General features: G+C 74.1%; 17 protein-coding genes. 12 read left to right on the top strand and 5 right to left on the bottom strand.

Annotation, left to right across the window (positions count from 1 at the left end; translation table 11 throughout):
• Positions 1–74 precede the first annotated feature (74 nt).
• From TPA0908_RS01865 to TPA0908_RS01855, 3 genes are all read left to right on the top strand, one after another.
• Positions 75–1,529: an ATP-binding protein gene (locus TPA0908_RS01865; RefSeq protein ID WP_281934050.1), complete on the top strand. Its 1,455-nt coding sequence runs from the start codon at positions 75–77 to the stop codon at positions 1,527–1,529.
• Positions 1,530–1,593: 64 nt separating this feature from the next.
• On the top strand, positions 1,594–2,010 hold the full coding sequence (locus tag TPA0908_RS01860; RefSeq protein ID WP_281934642.1) for an ATP-binding protein: 417 nt from the start codon (positions 1,594–1,596) through the stop codon (positions 2,008–2,010).
• A gap of 48 nt (positions 2,011–2,058) precedes the next feature.
• Entirely contained in the window at positions 2,059–2,943 is an 885-nt protein-coding gene (locus TPA0908_RS01855; protein ID WP_281934047.1) for a DUF5926 family protein, read from the top strand.
• A gap of 72 nt (positions 2,944–3,015) precedes the next feature.
• Here TPA0908_RS01855 and TPA0908_RS01850 read toward each other — a convergent pair whose 3' ends face one another.
• A complete protein-coding gene (locus tag TPA0908_RS01850; protein ID WP_281934045.1) occupies positions 3,016–4,230 on the bottom strand; it encodes an arginine deiminase in 1,215 nt (404 codons plus the stop codon).
• Between the two features lie 162 nt (positions 4,231–4,392).
• On the opposite strand from TPA0908_RS01850, the gene TPA0908_RS01845 reads away from it, so the two are divergent.
• The 4 genes from TPA0908_RS01845 (at position 4,393) to pheA (ending at position 7,339) form a co-directional block, all read left to right on the top strand.
• Entirely contained in the window at positions 4,393–5,127 is a 735-nt protein-coding gene (locus TPA0908_RS01845; RefSeq protein ID WP_281934043.1) for a hypothetical protein, read from the top strand.
• 231 nt (positions 5,128–5,358) lie between these two features.
• Positions 5,359–5,814: a hypothetical protein gene (locus tag TPA0908_RS01840; RefSeq protein ID WP_107156449.1), complete on the top strand. Its 456-nt coding sequence runs from the start codon at positions 5,359–5,361 to the stop codon at positions 5,812–5,814.
• 66 nt (positions 5,815–5,880) lie between these two features.
• Complete coding sequence (locus tag TPA0908_RS01835) at positions 5,881–6,372, top strand: hypothetical protein (protein ID WP_281934040.1); 492 nt, start codon at positions 5,881–5,883, stop codon at positions 6,370–6,372.
• Positions 6,373–6,382: 10 nt separating this feature from the next.
• Positions 6,383–7,339 (top strand): prephenate dehydratase, encoded by a 957-nt coding sequence (pheA, locus tag TPA0908_RS01830; protein ID WP_281934038.1) that lies wholly within the window; start codon positions 6,383–6,385, stop codon positions 7,337–7,339.
• A 44-nt stretch (positions 7,340–7,383) separates the two neighbouring features.
• Here pheA and TPA0908_RS01825 read toward each other — a convergent pair whose 3' ends face one another.
• From TPA0908_RS01825 to TPA0908_RS01815, 3 genes are all read right to left on the bottom strand, one after another.
• On the bottom strand, positions 7,384–8,106 hold the full coding sequence (locus TPA0908_RS01825; protein ID WP_281934036.1) for an AIM24 family protein: 723 nt from the start codon (positions 8,104–8,106) through the stop codon (positions 7,384–7,386).
• A 95-nt stretch (positions 8,107–8,201) separates the two neighbouring features.
• Positions 8,202–8,546, bottom strand: a complete 345-nt coding sequence (locus tag TPA0908_RS01820) for a metallopeptidase family protein (protein WP_199199675.1) — start codon at positions 8,544–8,546, stop codon at positions 8,202–8,204.
• Between the two features lie 85 nt (positions 8,547–8,631).
• Positions 8,632–9,060, bottom strand: coding sequence for an OsmC family protein (locus TPA0908_RS01815; protein ID WP_281934034.1), 429 nt, complete (start codon positions 9,058–9,060; stop codon positions 8,632–8,634).
• A gap of 126 nt (positions 9,061–9,186) precedes the next feature.
• Here TPA0908_RS01815 and TPA0908_RS01810 point away from each other — a divergent pair, with 126 nt between their 5' ends.
• The 3 genes from TPA0908_RS01810 (at position 9,187) to TPA0908_RS01800 (ending at position 11,790) form a co-directional block, all read left to right on the top strand.
• Positions 9,187–9,921 (top strand): hypothetical protein, encoded by a 735-nt coding sequence (locus TPA0908_RS01810; protein ID WP_281934033.1) that lies wholly within the window; start codon positions 9,187–9,189, stop codon positions 9,919–9,921.
• A 235-nt stretch (positions 9,922–10,156) separates the two neighbouring features.
• Positions 10,157–10,978, top strand: coding sequence for an HAD family hydrolase (locus TPA0908_RS01805; protein ID WP_107156443.1), 822 nt, complete (start codon positions 10,157–10,159; stop codon positions 10,976–10,978).
• On the top strand, positions 10,978–11,790 hold the full coding sequence (locus TPA0908_RS01800; RefSeq protein ID WP_281934030.1) for an HAD family hydrolase: 813 nt from the start codon (positions 10,978–10,980) through the stop codon (positions 11,788–11,790). The genes TPA0908_RS01805 and TPA0908_RS01800 overlap by 1 nt, the downstream gene beginning before the upstream one ends.
• Before the next feature lie 37 nt (positions 11,791–11,827).
• Here TPA0908_RS01800 and TPA0908_RS01795 read toward each other — a convergent pair whose 3' ends face one another.
• The gene (locus tag TPA0908_RS01795) at positions 11,828–12,418 is read right to left on the bottom strand and encodes a bacterial proteasome activator family protein (RefSeq protein ID WP_281934029.1); all 591 of its coding nucleotides are present in this window, start codon (positions 12,416–12,418) and stop codon (positions 11,828–11,830) included.
• A gap of 55 nt (positions 12,419–12,473) precedes the next feature.
• Between TPA0908_RS01795 and TPA0908_RS01790 the strand changes: the two genes are divergently transcribed.
• Together TPA0908_RS01790 and TPA0908_RS01785 are read left to right on the top strand one after the other, a co-directional pair.
• Positions 12,474–13,301, top strand: a complete 828-nt coding sequence (locus tag TPA0908_RS01790) for an alpha/beta hydrolase family protein (protein WP_281934027.1) — start codon at positions 12,474–12,476, stop codon at positions 13,299–13,301.
• A gap of 47 nt (positions 13,302–13,348) precedes the next feature.
• Positions 13,349–14,569, top strand: a complete 1,221-nt coding sequence (locus TPA0908_RS01785) for an ABC transporter substrate-binding protein (RefSeq protein ID WP_281934026.1) — start codon at positions 13,349–13,351, stop codon at positions 14,567–14,569.
• Positions 14,570–14,602: the final 33 nt, after the last annotated feature.

Here is a 14,602-nt window from a genome sequence, read left to right as displayed (position 1 = left end):
CCCCGTCGATCCGCCCGGGCCGGTCGCCCGGTGAGGGGGTGTCCCCGGCGCGGCCGGCGCGGCACACTCGGGGCATGCCGGAGCGAACCGACTACCCCACCCTCATCGCCGGCCACACGAGCGCGATCCACATGATCAATTCTGGCGAGTCCGGCCTCTCCGTACTCACCCGCCTGCTCCGGGAGGTCGAACCGGCGCTCGGCGCGGCGGGCCTGGTCTTCGTGGAGTTCACCCCGGCCGGCGGGCGGGTGATCGCCGCGACCGGCAGCGCCGAGTTCGTCATCGGCCGCCCGCTGCCGGCCACCGACCCGGCCACTGTCTGCCTGCTGGCCGGCCCGCCGATCCGGGAGGTCCGGGTCGACGCGATCCCGGGCGCGCTCGCCGACGAGGTGGTCGGCCGAGGGCTGCACCGGATGATCGTGGCCCGCGCCGAGATCGCCGGGCTGACCGTCGGCAGCCTGCACGCCCTCTACCGGACCGGCGAGCCGCTGGACGCCTCGCAGCGCGCCGTCGTCGGGTACGTCGCCGCCTGCATCGCGCACATGTACGGCGACCAGACCGGCCTGCCGGTGCACGGCGACGGCCCGGTCGTGGCGGCGCTCGCCGACGGCCTGGCCGTGGTCGACCGCGACCAGCGGGTCCGGCTCTGGAACCCGGCCGCCGCCCAGGTGACCGGCCGGTCGGCGGACGAGGCGCTGAGCCGGCCGCTGCCGTTCCCGCTGCCCCCGCCCGGGCAGGTGCTGGACCATCGGCTGCCGGACGGCCGCTGGCTGCGGATCACCTCCGGTGAGCTGCCCGGCCCCACCGCGCTGCGGGTGGTCACCTTCCGGGACATCACCGACCAGCAGCGGCGCGACCACGACCGGGACCTCTTCGTGGCGGTGACCAGCCACGAACTGCGCACCCCGGTGACCGTGATCAAGGGGTACGCGGACACGCTCACCGACCACTGGGAGTCGCTCACCGACACCGACCGGAGGCAGGCCGCCCGGGTCATCGGCCAGCGCGCCAACGAGCTGGCCCGGCTGGTCGACCGACTGCTCACCGCCGCCACCGAGAACCGCCCCGGTGGCGAACCGGCCGCCCCGTTCGACCTGGTCGACGCGCTGCGGGCGGCGGTCGTCGACCTGCCCGCCGACCTGCGCCACCGGATCGTGCTCGACCTGCCCGCCGACCTGCCCAAGGCGCTCGGCGACCGGCACAGCCTGACCACCGTCCTCACCGAGCTGGGCACCAACGCGGGGAAGTACTCACTGCCGGACACGCCGATCGAGATCGGCGCCGACGCGAACGAGCGGACGGTCTCGTTCCGGGTCGCCGACCGGGGCATCGGCATCCGGCCGGAGCACGTGGAACGGGCCTTCGACCGGTTCTGGCAGGGCGAGTCCGGTGACCGCCGGCGCTACCCCGGCGCGGGCCTGGGCCTCTATCTCGTCCGGCAGATCGTGGAACAGCAGAACGGCTGGGTGTCCCTCCGACCGAGGGCCGGCGGAGGTACGGTCGCGGAGGTGCGGCTGCCCCGGGGCTGATCCGGGGCGTCCCCGGGTGGAGAGGAACGGCGTGTCGACGGGACCGGCGGAACGGTCGTGGTGCGTGGTGGTGCCCCACCACGCGACCGGCGCGCGCGTGGCCCGGCACCGGCTCGCCGACGAGCTGACCGGCGTCGTACCCCCGGCGCTGCTGGCGGATCTGGTGGCGGTCCTGGCCGAGCTGGTCGGCAACGCGGTCCGGCACGCCGAGGCGCTGCCCGGCGGCGTGGTCCGGGTGGCCTGGCGGTTGCGGGCCACCGACCGGGGGCCGGCCGTCCTGCTCCGGGTGACCGACGGGGGTGCCGGCGCCGGCCCACGGATGCGCGTCGCGCCCCCCGACGCGATCGACGGGCGCGGGCTGCACATCGTCGCCGGGATGGCCAGCCGCTGGGGTGTCGAGCGGGACGGCCTGGGCCAGAGCGTGTGGGCGGAGTTCGACCCGACCGGGTCGCACCGGGCGGACCTGGTCGCCACCGGCTGATCGGGTCCGGCCCACGGGCGGGACCTGAGCCATCTAGGCTGTCTGGCCGTGAGCAAGCGTCGAAAGAGCCAACGGGCCACCGAAGCCACCCCGAAGCGGGAGAAGGTGCGCGACATCTTCGTGCCCCGACCGTTCGAGGGCCTGGTCGACGAGCCGGAGTGGATCGCCCTGCGGGAGCTGGTGCCGGCCGCGTCCGCGCCGCTGCGGTTGACCTCCGAGCTGGTCGAGGAGTACGGCGACCGGCCGGTCGTCCTGGCCACCGTGCTGCCGATGGCCGCCCCGGCGGTGGCCAAGGCGGACGGCCGGGTCCTGATCGGCCTCCAGCGGCACCAGCAGTCCGGCGACGTCTCCCGGGACCTGGCCGACGCGCTGCTCTGCGCGCTGCGGACCGAGCCGGGCGGTCAGGTGAGCGTGCCGCCGCTGCCCGGCCCCGGCCCCCGCCTCCAGGACATCCTGGTGGACGGGCCGCTGGAGATCAGCATGCACGACGGGTTCGAGTTCTGGCTCGACCCGGGCGCCACCGACGACCCGACCGTGCAGGCGTCCCTGGAGCGGGCCAACGCGGCGGTCTACCCGACGGTCAAGCTGGACGCGGCCCGGGCGGCGTACTGGTGCCAGGTGCCGGAGAAGGCCCACGTGCGCTGGGTGCTGCCGGACGACGAGGACGCGGCGCTGGACGCCCTGTCCCGGCTGGGCGCGACCGGCGCGCTGACGCTCGGCGACGACACCCGGTTCGCCGGCATGTTCCGGGCGCACGGCCGCCTGGCGCCGGTCTGGGACCTGCCGGAGGACACCCCGGCCGCCGCGTGGGAGGGTCCGGTCGCCGAGTTCGCCAAGCGCTACGCCGAGGCGCTGGCCGAGCGGGAGCCGCTGGACGCCGCCGGTCGCCGGGCCCGGCAGGGCCTGCTCGGCCGCCAGCTCACCCTCCGCTGACCGCCCCGGCGCAAGGACGGGCCCCTTCTTGACACTCACGCGTGAGAAGGGGTCCCTTCTCTACCGGAGGCGTTAAGAGGGGGCCCCGCCTTTCTCGCGGACCAGGGGGCAGGACATGCAGCGGGGGCCGCCCCGGCCGGAGCCCAGCTCCGAGCCGGCGATGGCGATCACCTCGATGCCGGCCCGCTCCAGTTGCGCGTTGGTCTCCACGTTGCGTTCGTAGCCCACGCACAGGCGTGGCGCGAGCGCGAGCGTGTTGTTGCCGTCGTCCCACTGCTCCCGTTCGGCGGTCACCGGGTCGAGGCCGGTGTCGATCACCCGGAGCTGGTCGAGGTCCATCGCGTCGGCGGCGGCCCGCAGGAACGGCGCCGGGCCGTCGACCCGTGGCTCGCCGTCCGCGCCGGCGACGACGGTGTACGCGGACAGCTCACTGGCGATGTTCGGGTACATCAGCACGGCGTCCACGTCGACCATGGTGCAGACCGTGTCCAGGTGCATGGTGGCGCGTTCCTGGGCGATCGGCACCACCAGGATGGTGTGCGCCAGCCCGGCGGCGAAGACCTGCCGGGCCAGCCGCTCCGCGCCGGCCGGGGTGGTGCGCTCGCCGACGCCGACGGCGAGCACGCCCGGGGCGAGCAGCAGCACGTCGCCGCCCTCCAGGTGCTCCAGCCCGGGGTGGTAGACCAACTCGGTGCCGACGAAGCGCGGGTGGTGGCGGTAGATCGCGTCGGTGAGCGTGGTCTCCCGCCGCCGGGCCGGCATGGCCAGGCTGGTCACGCCCACCCGGTCGCCGATCCACACCGACGAGTCGCGGGTGAAGAGCAGGTTGGGCAGCGGGTCGATGACGAAGTCGTGCCGGTCCATCAGCGTCCAGACCAGACCGCCCGGTCGTTCCGCGCCGATCCGCAGTTCCTCGTGGGCGAGCCCGGCCATGAACACGTCGGCGAGAGCGGCCGGGTCGAGGTAGGCCAGGTGGTCGGCGACCCGGGTGCGCAGGGTGTCGCCGAGTCGGGGGGACCGGAGCACCTGCTCGGTCAGTTCGGCCCGGGCGTCCGCCACGGCGAGCGTCTCGGCCAGCAGGTCGGCCAGGTAGAGCACCTCCACGCCGCGCGAGCGCAGGGCCGCCGCGAACGCGTCGTGCTCCTCCTGCGCCCGTCCCACCCATGGGATAGCGTCGAAGAGGAGGGAGTCGTTGTTGCGTGGGGTGAGGCGGGCGAGTTCCGGCCCCGGGCGGTGCAGCAGTACCGTCCCGAGTCGAGCCACTTCGCTGTCCACGTAGTGCGTCACCCCCGCAGCCTAGGGCAGGCTTCCGCACCATCCGGAAAAGAAGTGTGAATGAATATGGCATTCATCCGCACTCACTCCGGCGGTCCAACTTGCCGAACCCCCGGGTGTGCAACGTAGGGTAGTGGAGACATAACTTCGAGAGACCTTTTGCCGGAGGTCGCGATGACTGTCTTTCCCGCTCGCCGGGCCGTGCCGACCCGGGCCCTGCCGCCTCCCGCGGCACATCCCCGGGTCGATAACGCCTCGGCGCTCGAGCCGGCTCGACCGACTCCCCTGGAGTGGGCCCGCCGCCGCCGTGCCGAGCGGGGTGCCCGCCGGCTGGAGGCCGCCGGGGCCCGCGCCCTGGGGCAGCTCGACCACCTCGGTCCCGCCTGGCACGTCATCGAGTGGCCCCGGACGGACCCGGCCGACGCGCTGTTCGACCAGGGCGATTCCGACCGGGCCGGGTTCCTCGCGATCGGGCCGAGCGGCCTCTTCGCGGTCACCGTCGCCGACCACGGCCGGGCCCGGGTGCTGGTCGCCGGCGATGTCGTGCAGATCAACGGCAAGCGTCCGCCCTATGTGGCCGAAGCGCGCCGGGACGCCAAGCGGGCCAGCAAGGCGCTCTCCGACGCGGTCGGGCTGCCGATCCCGGTGACGCCGGTGCTGACGTTCGTCGGTTCCGGCGTGATCAGCGTCTACGGCCTCCCGAAGGACTGCCTCATGGCCACCCACCGGGAGTTGGACCGGCTGCTCGTGGCCGCCGGCAACCGGATCAGCCCGGCCACCGCCGAGAAATTGTCGCGGGTCGCCCAGGCGCCCTCGACGTGGCTGAACGGCACGTACCGTCCATCCGCCGACTACCGGTGGTATGACGAGGGCCGAACGGCCGCTGACAAGCGGGCCGCCCGCCGGTAACGTCTCCGGCGACGCCACGCGGTCCGCGGCACCGCCCCGACCGGTTCGTCGGTCCGCGTCGTCGCCGGCCGCCCACCCCCCGGGGCTCCCGCCGCACCGACGCATGTCCCCGGCACCTGAGCCATCCCGGCCCCACGGGCGGCACCGGCGGCCGGAGAGCGCAGCGCGGCCGGAAGGTCGTCGTGCCGACCGGCTAGCGTGGACGGACCGTCGGTGTACATAGGAGGCGCGGTGGCCCACGTCGAGCTCTCACTCTCGGAAGTGTTCACGTCCCCGGCGGAGGCATGCACCGAGCAGGAGTCCGACAACTTCGCGCAGTGGTGCGGGACGGTCTCCCGGGCCGCCGAGCCATGCCTGTTGATCGACGTCGACACGACCGTGGTGGCGATCTCCTCCTCCGGCTGCGACCTGCTCTGCCTGGGCGCCCCGGCGGACGTAGTCGGCCGGCCGCTGCTCGAAGGCGGCCTGCGCCTGGTCGACTTCACCGCCAGCCCGAGTGAGCTGACCGAGCAGGAAACCGACAAGATCCCGCCGCTGCTCGCGCTGCTCTCCGGCCGGCTCGCCCGTGGCCTGCTCCGGGTCCAGGGGCCCGGCTCCGACGCCGGGACGACAGTGGACGCCATCTCCACGCCGGTGCTCACCGGTGCCGCGGTGGCCGGCTCGCTCACGTTCTTCTCCGTGCTCTGACCGCTCGCCCGAGGTCGAGGACCATCCCCCGTGCCCGCTACCCCGTCCGCCCGTCGGCATGCCCCGGTGACGTTGCTCGTGCTGCTCGCGCTGACCGCCTGCGGCACGCCGCCCGAGCTGCGTGACCCGCCGCCCAGCCCGACCGGCGCTCCCCACGCCTCGGCGTCGGCCACGCCCACTCCCACACCGAGCGCGACCCCGATCGTGCCGGCCGTCCCGTCCCTGCCGGCGCGCACTCCACCGGCCCCCGATCCGGTCGCCGTGCCCTGCCGGGGCACGCCGTCCGGCGACCGGATCGTGGCGATGCTGCGCGGCTCCGCCGGGGTGCTGCCCCGCAACGTCCGGATCACCGTACGGACCGGGCCGCTGTGCGCGGAGGGCTGGCAGTACACCGTGCTGGCGGTCTCCGGGCACGAGGAGCTCCAGGTGGTCACGCGCGGCCGGTCCGGCACGCCCAGGCTGGTGACCGCCGGGACGGACGTGTGCGGCGTCGAGGTACGCGCCACCGCGCCCACGGGCATCCGCACCCTGGCCTGTGACAGTCCCCCGGGTGCGTAGGCTGGTCGCCATGCCCGGAACACCGCCGACCCGTTTCGTCTACCTCGGTCCCGAGGGCACCTTCGCCGAACAGGCGCTGCGCACCGTGCCCGCCGCCGAGCGGGGGAGCCGCACGCCGGCCCGCAGCGTGGGCGAGGCGCTGGACGCCGTACGGGCCGGGGAGGCGGATGCCGCCCTGGTGCCGCTGGAGAACTCCATCGGCGGCGCGGTCGGGGTGACGCTCGACGAGTTGGCCGAGGGCGACCCGTTGGTGATCACCCGGGAGGTGGTGCTGCCGGTCGAGTTCGTGCTCGCCGGCCGGCCCGGGGTGACGCCGGCCGGGGTGCGCAGCGTGGCGGCCCATCCGCAGGCGTCCACCCAGTGCCGGGGCTGGCTCCGGGACCACCTGCCCGACGCCACCGTGGTCGACGTGCTCTCCAACGGCGCCGCTGCGGCCGGCGCGGCGACCGGTGAGTACGACGCCGCGATCTGCGCCCCGATCGGCGCCGCCCGGCACCGGCTGACCGTGCTCGCCGACAAGATCGCCGACCATCCCGACGCGGTGACCCGGTTCGCGCTGCTGTCCCGCCCCGGGACGCCCCCGCCGCCGACCGGTGACGACCTCACCTCACTGGCGGTCTACATCGCGCACGACCGGGTGGGCGCGCTGCTGTCCGTGCTCATGGAGCTGGCCGTCCGCGGCGTGAACCTGACCCGCATCGAGTCCCGCCCGACCGGCGAGGCGCTCGGGCGGTACGTGTTCTTCCTGGACTGCACCGGGCACGTCGCCGACGTCCGCCTCGGCGAGGCGTTGCAGGGGCTGCACCGGGTCTGCGCCGGCGTGCGCTTCCTCGGGTCGTACCCCCGGCACCGCTGGAGCACGGCGGCGGGCGACCGGCCGACGCCCGCGCCGGCCGGTCTCTCCGACGCCGACTACGCCGACGCGGTGGCCTGGCTGGCCCGGCTGCGCGCCGGCGAGCTGAGCTGACCGGGCCGGGTGCGCCCCCCAGGGTCGCACCCGGCCCGGAGACTTCACTGCAACAGGCCGCCGAGCAGGCCGCCCTGCTGCTGCTGGGCGCCGCTGCCGGCCACCGGCGGCTCCTCCGACGGCTGGACCACGACGAAGCCGTGACCGGCGAAGCTCATCGTGAACGCCTCACCGGTGCTGCGGCCGAGCAGCGTGCCCAGGCCGAGCTGCTCGGCCCGGTGGTAGCCGGTCTGGAGGTTGGCCGACCAGCAGACCGCCGCCTGTGGGTCGACGTACGTCGGCGCGTCCACGTTCAGCACCACCGGGGTGCCCTTGGTGGTGATCGCGATCCGGCCGTGCCCGGTGAAGACGCAGTTGAACAGGCCGGCCGAGGAGGCCACGCCCATGCCGCTGACCATCTTGATGTCGTACTGGAGGCTGGAGTCGAACGCCAGCACGCTGGAGCCGTTGATGGAGAGCGCGTCGCCCGGCTCCAGGTCGATGATGTGCACGTCCTTGGCGGCCTCGGCGAGGAAGACGTCGCCGCGACCGGAGAGCTTCATCAGCGGGACGCCCTCGCCGGTGAGCCGCTGCTTGATGAACTTGCCGATGCCGCCGGAGCCGAGCGCCTGGAACTGCACCTGGCCCTGGTACGCGACCATGGACCCGACCCGGGCCATCGCCTCGCCGTTCAGCTCGATCTTGAGCATCTTGGAGTTCTGCAGCCGCATGCCCGGCTGCTGGGACTCCTTCTCCAGGTTCTCCGCGGAGAACAGCTCGCTGCGCATCGGGTTTCCTCCTGCATCGGGATGTGCCTGATCCGCAGGTTAGGGGACGGGCGCAACCGCGGGGATCGGCCGAGCGGGGGTCGGGCGGGACCCGGTCAGCCCCAGCCGAGGGCGTGCAGGCGCTCGTCGTCGATGCCGAAGTGGTGGGCGATCTCGTGCACCACGGTCACCGCGACCTCGTCGACGACGTCGTCGTCGGTGTCGCAGATCGCCAGGATCGGGTTCCGGTAGATCAGGATGCGGTCCGGCAGCACGCCGGAGTAGTCCCAGCCGCGCGCGGTGAGCGCGTGCCCCTCGTAGAGCCCGAGCAGGTTCTCGCCGGGCGGTGGGTCGTCCTCCACCAGGATGACCACGTTGCTCATCAGCCCGAGCAGCTCCTCGGGCACCTCGTCGAGCGCCTCGCCGACCAGCTCCTCGAACCGGTCCCGGCTCATCTCCACGGCCACGCGGCCGGTCCCTCCCTCACGGTCGGCACGCGGCACGGCGAGGGCGCCCCCCGGGGGCGCCCCCACCGCGTCGGACGGGTCAGGCCAGGCGGGCGGTCAGGGTGATCTCGGCGCCCGGGGAGAGCAGCCGGGAGATCGGGCAGCCCTCCTTGGCGGCCTCGGCCAGCTTGGTGAAGCCGGCCTCGTCGAGGCCCGGAGCCTGGCCGACGGTCTCCAGGTCGATGCGGGTCACGGTCATGCCGGCGTCGGTCTTGTCGAAGTGCACCTTGGCGGTGGTCTCCACCGAGGTGTCGGTGACGCCCGAGTCGGCGAGCTGCTTGGAGAGCGCCATCGAGAAGCAGCTCGCGTGCGCGGCGCCGATCAGCTCCTCGGGGTTCGTGCCCTCACCCTCCTCGAACCGGGACTTGAAGGAGTAGTTGCCGGACAGGCCGCCCTTGCCGGTGCGGACGGTGCCGGACCCCTCGGCGAGGTTGCCCTGCCAACGAGCGGAAGCGGTACGGATAGGCATGGCACCGACGCTAACCGAAAGCGGGCCGTCCCGCACCGCCTGTCCTGCTCACCTCGCGCTCCGGGTGACCGGGGGCCGGCTGTGCCATGATTCGACGCAGACCCGCGTACCGGAGAAGGGTGACCGATGTCGCAGGATCCCCCGGTTCCCAGGCAGGACAACCGCGCCGACGGCACCACGGTGGTCGAGTGGGGCGACGTCGACACCGGGGCGGCTCCGTCCGGCCGGTTCGGTCGGGCGCTCGCCGGTCTGGGCCGGGACCATCGCCTGCCGCCGGTGCTCGCCGGGCTCGGCGCGGTCGCCGCGCTCGCCTCGCTGATCGGCGAGTGGCTGGTGATCACGGTGCCCGACGAAGGGGAGGACGGGAACACGACGTTCCGGCTGCCCAGTGGCGTCGCCGAGATCGGCGGCTTCGGAGCGGCGTACCTCGTGGGGCTGCTCGGGCTGTCGGTCGCGGTGGCGCTGGCGCTGCGCGGCGCCCCGGCGGTTCGGCAACACGCCCGGATCGCCGGGCTGGGCCTCGCGGCGACGCTGCTCGGCGTGCTGGTCGCGACCGCTTCCTCGCTCCAGCCGCTCGCCCGTCGCATCCTCTTCTTCCCGGTGGAACGGGACATCCAGGTGGAGCACGGGCGCGGCCTGGTCACCGCGTTCCTCGCGGTGGTGTTGCTGGCGGTCGCGCTGCATCTGGCCGGGCGGGCCACCGACCGGGCGAGTGTCGAGGTGGCGCCGGGCGACGAGACGCCGGACGACCGGCCGTTCCGGCGACGTCGCCGGGCCCGGGACGACGAGGCGCCGCCGGCGCCGGCCGACCTCACGGTGGAGCCGACCGTGCCGTTCGCCGGCCCCGAACGCTCCCGCTGAGCGGGGCGACCCCTCGGCCCGCCGGTCCGCCGATCTCGGCGACGCTCCCGGCCCGCCGGCCTGCCGATCCGTCGGTGCGGCGGCCATCGGATCGCCGCCGTGGATTCGCGGCGGATTCGCCGGAACGCCATGGTCGCCCCCTGCCGCGCGAGATACGGTTGCTGCCCGCCGTTCGACGGTCTCGGCACGAGCACCGGGCCGGCCGGCGTGACGGCGGCGGGCCGAAGGAGGAGCCATGACCCGCCCGGGCCTGCCCAAGCTGATCGCCACCGACCTCGACGGCACGCTCGTCCGCAGCGACGACACCGTCTCCGCGTACACCCACGGGGTGCTGGACCGGGTGCGAGCCGCCGGGATCCCGGTGGTCGGCGCCACCGGACGTGGACCCCGGCTGGCCGAACTGAGCCGCAACGACATCCGCGCCGCGGACTTCCTGGTGATGGCCGGCGGCGGGTGGGTGGTCGACCAGAGCGACCCGGCCGGCCCGCTGGTGCTGCGCGACGAGCGCCTCCGGGGCGAGGTGCTCGCCCGGCTGATCGCCGACCTGGAGGCCGCGGTCGGCCCGCTCACCGTGATGGTGGAGGCGTCCGGCGAGGACGACACGCCGCTGTGGGGCGACTACCACCCGAGCTGGCCCTACCCGGACCGGTTCGAGGCGCGCAGCCGGGCGGAATGCCTCTCCTGCGACGTGGTCAAGGCGTTCGCGCGGACCGAGGACCACCACGTCGACGAGCTGCTGGCGGTGGCCCGCCGGATCGTGCCGGCGGAGGTCGCCTCGCTCACCCAGGCCGGGCTCGGCTTCGTCGAGATCTGCCCGCCCGGGGTGGACAAGGCCTCCGGGCTGAGCGTGGTCGCCGAGCGGCTCGGGGTGGACCCGGCGGACGTGCTGGTCTTCGGCGACCAGCCCAACGACCTGCCGATGTTCGGCTGGGCCGGCTGGGCCCGGGTGGCGGTGGCGAACGCCCACCCGGAGGTGCGCGCCGCCGCGGACGAGGTCACCCTGCGCAACGACGACGACGGCGTCGCGGTCTACCTGGACCGACTACTCTCCCGGTGATGGGAGAACCACCCCGCCTCGTCGCCAGCGACATCGACGGCACACTGCTCACCGACGACCGCACGCTCAGCCCGCGTACCGCGCGGGTGCTGGCCCGGATCGCCGCCGCGGGCACGCCGGTCGTGCTGGTCACCGGCCGTCCGATCCGCTGGCTCAAACTCGTGTACGACCAGCTCGCCGCACCGCTGCCGGCCATCTGCGCCAACGGCGCGGTGGTGTACGACCCGGCCGCCGACGAGGTGCTGCGCGCCGACCCGCTCGCCCCTGAGCTGCTCGCCGAGGTGGCCCGGCGGTTGCGGGCCGAGGTGCCCGGGGTGAGCTTCGCGGTGGAGATCGTGGACAGCCGGCAGATGCGGCACGAGTCGCACTACCCGCTGCGCTGGGACGCCGACGCGGACGCGATCCGCGCCGTCGAGTCGCCGGAGGAGCTGCTCGCCGCGCCGGCGGTGAAGCTGCTGGTCCGGGCCGGGGAGCAGGACCCGGACGTGTTCGTCCGGGTGGTCGCCGGTGCGCTCGAAGGGCTGGCCGAGGCGACGCACTCGTCGTACAGCGGCCTGATCGAGGTCTCCGCCGCCGGGGTGACCAAGGCCGCCGGCCTGGCCTGGTACGCGGCCCGGCTGGGCATCGACGAGCGGGACGTGCTGGCGTTCGGCGACATGCCGAACGACGTGCCGATGCTGACCTGGGCCGGTCGGTCGGTGGCGGTGGCGAACGCCCACCCGGCCGTCCGGGAGATCGCGGACGAGGTGACCGGGGCGAACACCGAGGACGGCGTGGCCGCGTACCTGGAGAAGGTCTTCGGGGTGGACTGACCGGCCGGGGCGCGTCAGGCGCCCCGGCCGGTGTCGGTCAGAGGTACTGGCCGGGCGCGTGGCCCTCGGCCCCGCCGGGCATGCCGGGCATGCCCGGGACCATCCCGCCGGGACCGCTGGGCAGCGCCTGCCGGCCGGAGCGCATCTGCTCCAACTGGACGCGGGCGGCCATCTGCTGGGCGACCAGCGCGGCCTGGATGCCGTGGAACAGCCCTTCCAGCCAGCCGACGAGCTGGGCGTGGGCGATGCGCAGCTCGCCCTCGCTGGGCGCCTGCTGCTCGGTGAACGGCAGCGAGATCCGCTCCAGCTCCTCGCGGAGCTCGGGGGCGAGGCCCTCCTTCAGCTCGACGATCGAGCGTTCGTGGATCTCGCGCATCCGGTGCCGGCTGGCGTCGTCGAGCGGGGCGGCCTTCACCTCCTCCAGCAGCTGCTTGATCATGCTGCCGATCCGCATCACCTTGGCCGGCTGCTCCACCAGGCGGGTCGGGTCCTCGCCCTTGCCCTCCTCGGTCTGCACCGTGCCGACCGGTCGACCGTCCGGGCCGACCACCACCACGGTGCCGGGGATGCCGTCGTTGGCCTGTTCGTCGTCGTGTCCACCGGAGTGTGCTTCGGTCATGGCAACCATCTTTACCCACCCCGGCCACGCGCACGCGCCCGGACCGGCAGGCTACCGTCCCGGCATGACCGGCGACCCGCGTGAGGTGCTGACCCGGCCGGCGCCGCCGCCGGACGCCACCGTCGCCTACGGCGACCATCCGGACCAGTGCGCCGACCTGCGCGGCCCGGCCGGTGAGGGCCCCGCCCGGCCGCTGGTGATCGTGGTGCACGGCGGCTTCTGGCGGGCGGAGTACGACCGGACCCACACCGGCCCGATGGCGGCGGCGCTGGCCGCGCTCGGTCATCCGGTGGCCCAGCTCGAATACCGCCGGACCGGTCGGCCGGACAGCGGCTGGCCGGACCCGCTCACCGACGTGCTCGCCGGCGTCGCCGCGCTGCCGGGGCTGTCCGCCGCCGCATGGCCCGGCCGGGTGGCGTCGGCGCCGCCGATCCTGGTCGGCCACTCCGCCGGTGGGCATCTGGCGCTGTACGTGGCGGCCCACGCCCCGGAAACGACCGGCGGCGTGCTCGCGTTGGCCCCGGTCGCGGACCTCGCCGAGGCGTACCGGCTGGACCTGGACTCCGGGGCGGTGGCCGCGCTGGTCGGCGGCGGGCCGGCCGACGTGCCGGAGCGGTACACCGCAACCGATCCATCGGCATTGGTGCCGATGCGAACACGCACGGTAGTCATGCACGGCGTTCTCGACCGGCAGGTTCCGGTGTCGATGAGCCGCTCATGGGTGGCCGCCGACCGGGCCGCCGGCGGCTCCGCCACGCTCATTGAGCTGCCAGAATGCGAGCATTTCGGGCTGATCGCACCGGGCTCGGCCGCGTGGCCGCGGGTGGTGGCGGCGTTGCGGTCCCTGCACGGTGATCCACCCGGCATTGACGCAGCGTCGCCGACCAGGTAGAACGCCGGAGGGGTGTGCACCTTGGCCACCCCGGCGGAAGGAAGTCGGTGGCACAGATGAACCGCAGGCGAGCCCTGCAACTGCTGGCCGCACTGGGCACCACCGGGCTCGCCGCGGGCTGCGGCCCCGGCGACGACGGTACGGACCAGGCCGCCCCGGGCAGCCCGGTCAAGATCGGGCTGATCGTGCCCGGCAGCGGCCCGAACAAGGTCATCGGGGACGAGATCGCCAACGGCTTCCAGCTCTTCCTCGCCACGCACGGGCAGCAGCTCGGCGGGCACCCGGTCACCGTGGTGCCGGCCGAGGAGGGCGACAGCGTCGCGACCGGCAAGGCCGCCGTCGACCGGCTGCTCAAGGAGGGCGTGCTGGCGCTCACCGGCGTGGTCAACCCGGCCGTCATGACCGGCATCCGGGACACCGTGGAGGACGCCCGGGTGCCGCTGATCGGCTCCAACGCCTCCCCCGCCACGCTCCAGGGCGTCGTCTTCATCTGGCGCACCTCGTACGTGCTGGACGAGCCGGGCGTGGCACTCGGCGAGTACCTGCGGCAGAACCTGGACCCGTCCAGCCGGATCGCCATCTTCGGCACCCAGGGCGCCGGCAGCCGGGACGTCGTCACCGGGCTGCGACGCGGCTACGAGCAGGGCCGCCGGCTCACCGAGGACCCGATCTACACGCCCGACTACGCCAACCCCAGCAAGGGCGCGTACGCCGGGCCGATCCGCAAGGCGCTGGGGCGCCGGCCGGACGCGGTCTTCTGCCACTACACCGGCGTGCAGGCGGTGCAGTTCGTCAAGCAGCTCTACGACGAGGGCTACCGGGGGCCGATCTACGCGCCCGGGTTCCTCACCGAGGGCACCGTCCTCGACCAGCTCGACGACGGCGAGAAGGGCCGGGACCGGGCGCTGATCGAGAAGTACGGCATCGAGACCGCGCTGAACTACTCGGCCGACCTGAACAACACCGCGAACCGGGTGTTCGCCTCGGCGTACCGTAAGACGTTCAACACGTCCCCGACCACGTACGCGATGGCCTCGTACGACGCCGCGCTGGTGCTGGACAAGGCGATCCGGCTGACCGGCGGGAACGTGTCGCCGCAGCAGGTAAACCTCGCCCTCGGCACGATCGGCCAGGTCGACAGCCCACGGGGTCCCTGGCAGTTCAACCAGCCGCGTACCCCGCAGCAGAAGTGGTACCTGCGCAAGGTGCAGCTCGACGGCCGGATGCTCTCCAACGTGGTGACCAACGAGCTGGCCACGCTCGGCTGACGCGACGACGAGGGCGGCCTCCCCGGGGGGAGA

Origin of the sequence: Micromonospora sp. AKA38, from assembly GCF_027925725.1 — a bacterium.
Classification (GTDB): Bacteria; Actinomycetota; Actinomycetes; order Mycobacteriales; family Micromonosporaceae; genus Micromonospora.
Note: the sequence above shows the minus strand (reverse complement) of the source record. Positions and strands in the feature narration are given on the sequence as shown.

Excerpts from the sequence above, each read along its gene's own strand:
- TPA0908_RS01865 (WP_281934050.1), top strand. The coding sequence starts at position 75 with ATGCCGGAGCGAACCGACTACCCCACCCTCATCGCCGGCCACACGAGC.
- TPA0908_RS01845 (WP_281934043.1), top strand. The coding sequence starts at position 4,393 with ATGACTGTCTTTCCCGCTCGCCGGGCCGTGCCGACCCGGGCCCTGCCG.
- pheA (WP_281934038.1), top strand. The coding sequence starts at position 6,383 with ATGCCCGGAACACCGCCGACCCGTTTCGTCTACCTCGGTCCCGAGGGC.
- TPA0908_RS01825 (WP_281934036.1), bottom strand. The coding sequence starts at position 8,106 with ATGCGCAGCGAGCTGTTCTCCGCGGAGAACCTGGAGAAGGAGTCCCAG.
- TPA0908_RS01815 (WP_281934034.1), bottom strand. The coding sequence starts at position 9,060 with ATGCCTATCCGTACCGCTTCCGCTCGTTGGCAGGGCAACCTCGCCGAG.
- TPA0908_RS01810 (WP_281934033.1), top strand. The coding sequence starts at position 9,187 with ATGTCGCAGGATCCCCCGGTTCCCAGGCAGGACAACCGCGCCGACGGC.
- TPA0908_RS01805 (WP_107156443.1), top strand. The coding sequence starts at position 10,157 with ATGACCCGCCCGGGCCTGCCCAAGCTGATCGCCACCGACCTCGACGGC.
- TPA0908_RS01800 (WP_281934030.1), top strand. The coding sequence starts at position 10,978 with ATGGGAGAACCACCCCGCCTCGTCGCCAGCGACATCGACGGCACACTG.
- TPA0908_RS01795 (WP_281934029.1), bottom strand. The coding sequence starts at position 12,418 with ATGGTTGCCATGACCGAAGCACACTCCGGTGGACACGACGACGAACAG.
- TPA0908_RS01790 (WP_281934027.1), top strand. The coding sequence starts at position 12,474 with ATGACCGGCGACCCGCGTGAGGTGCTGACCCGGCCGGCGCCGCCGCCG.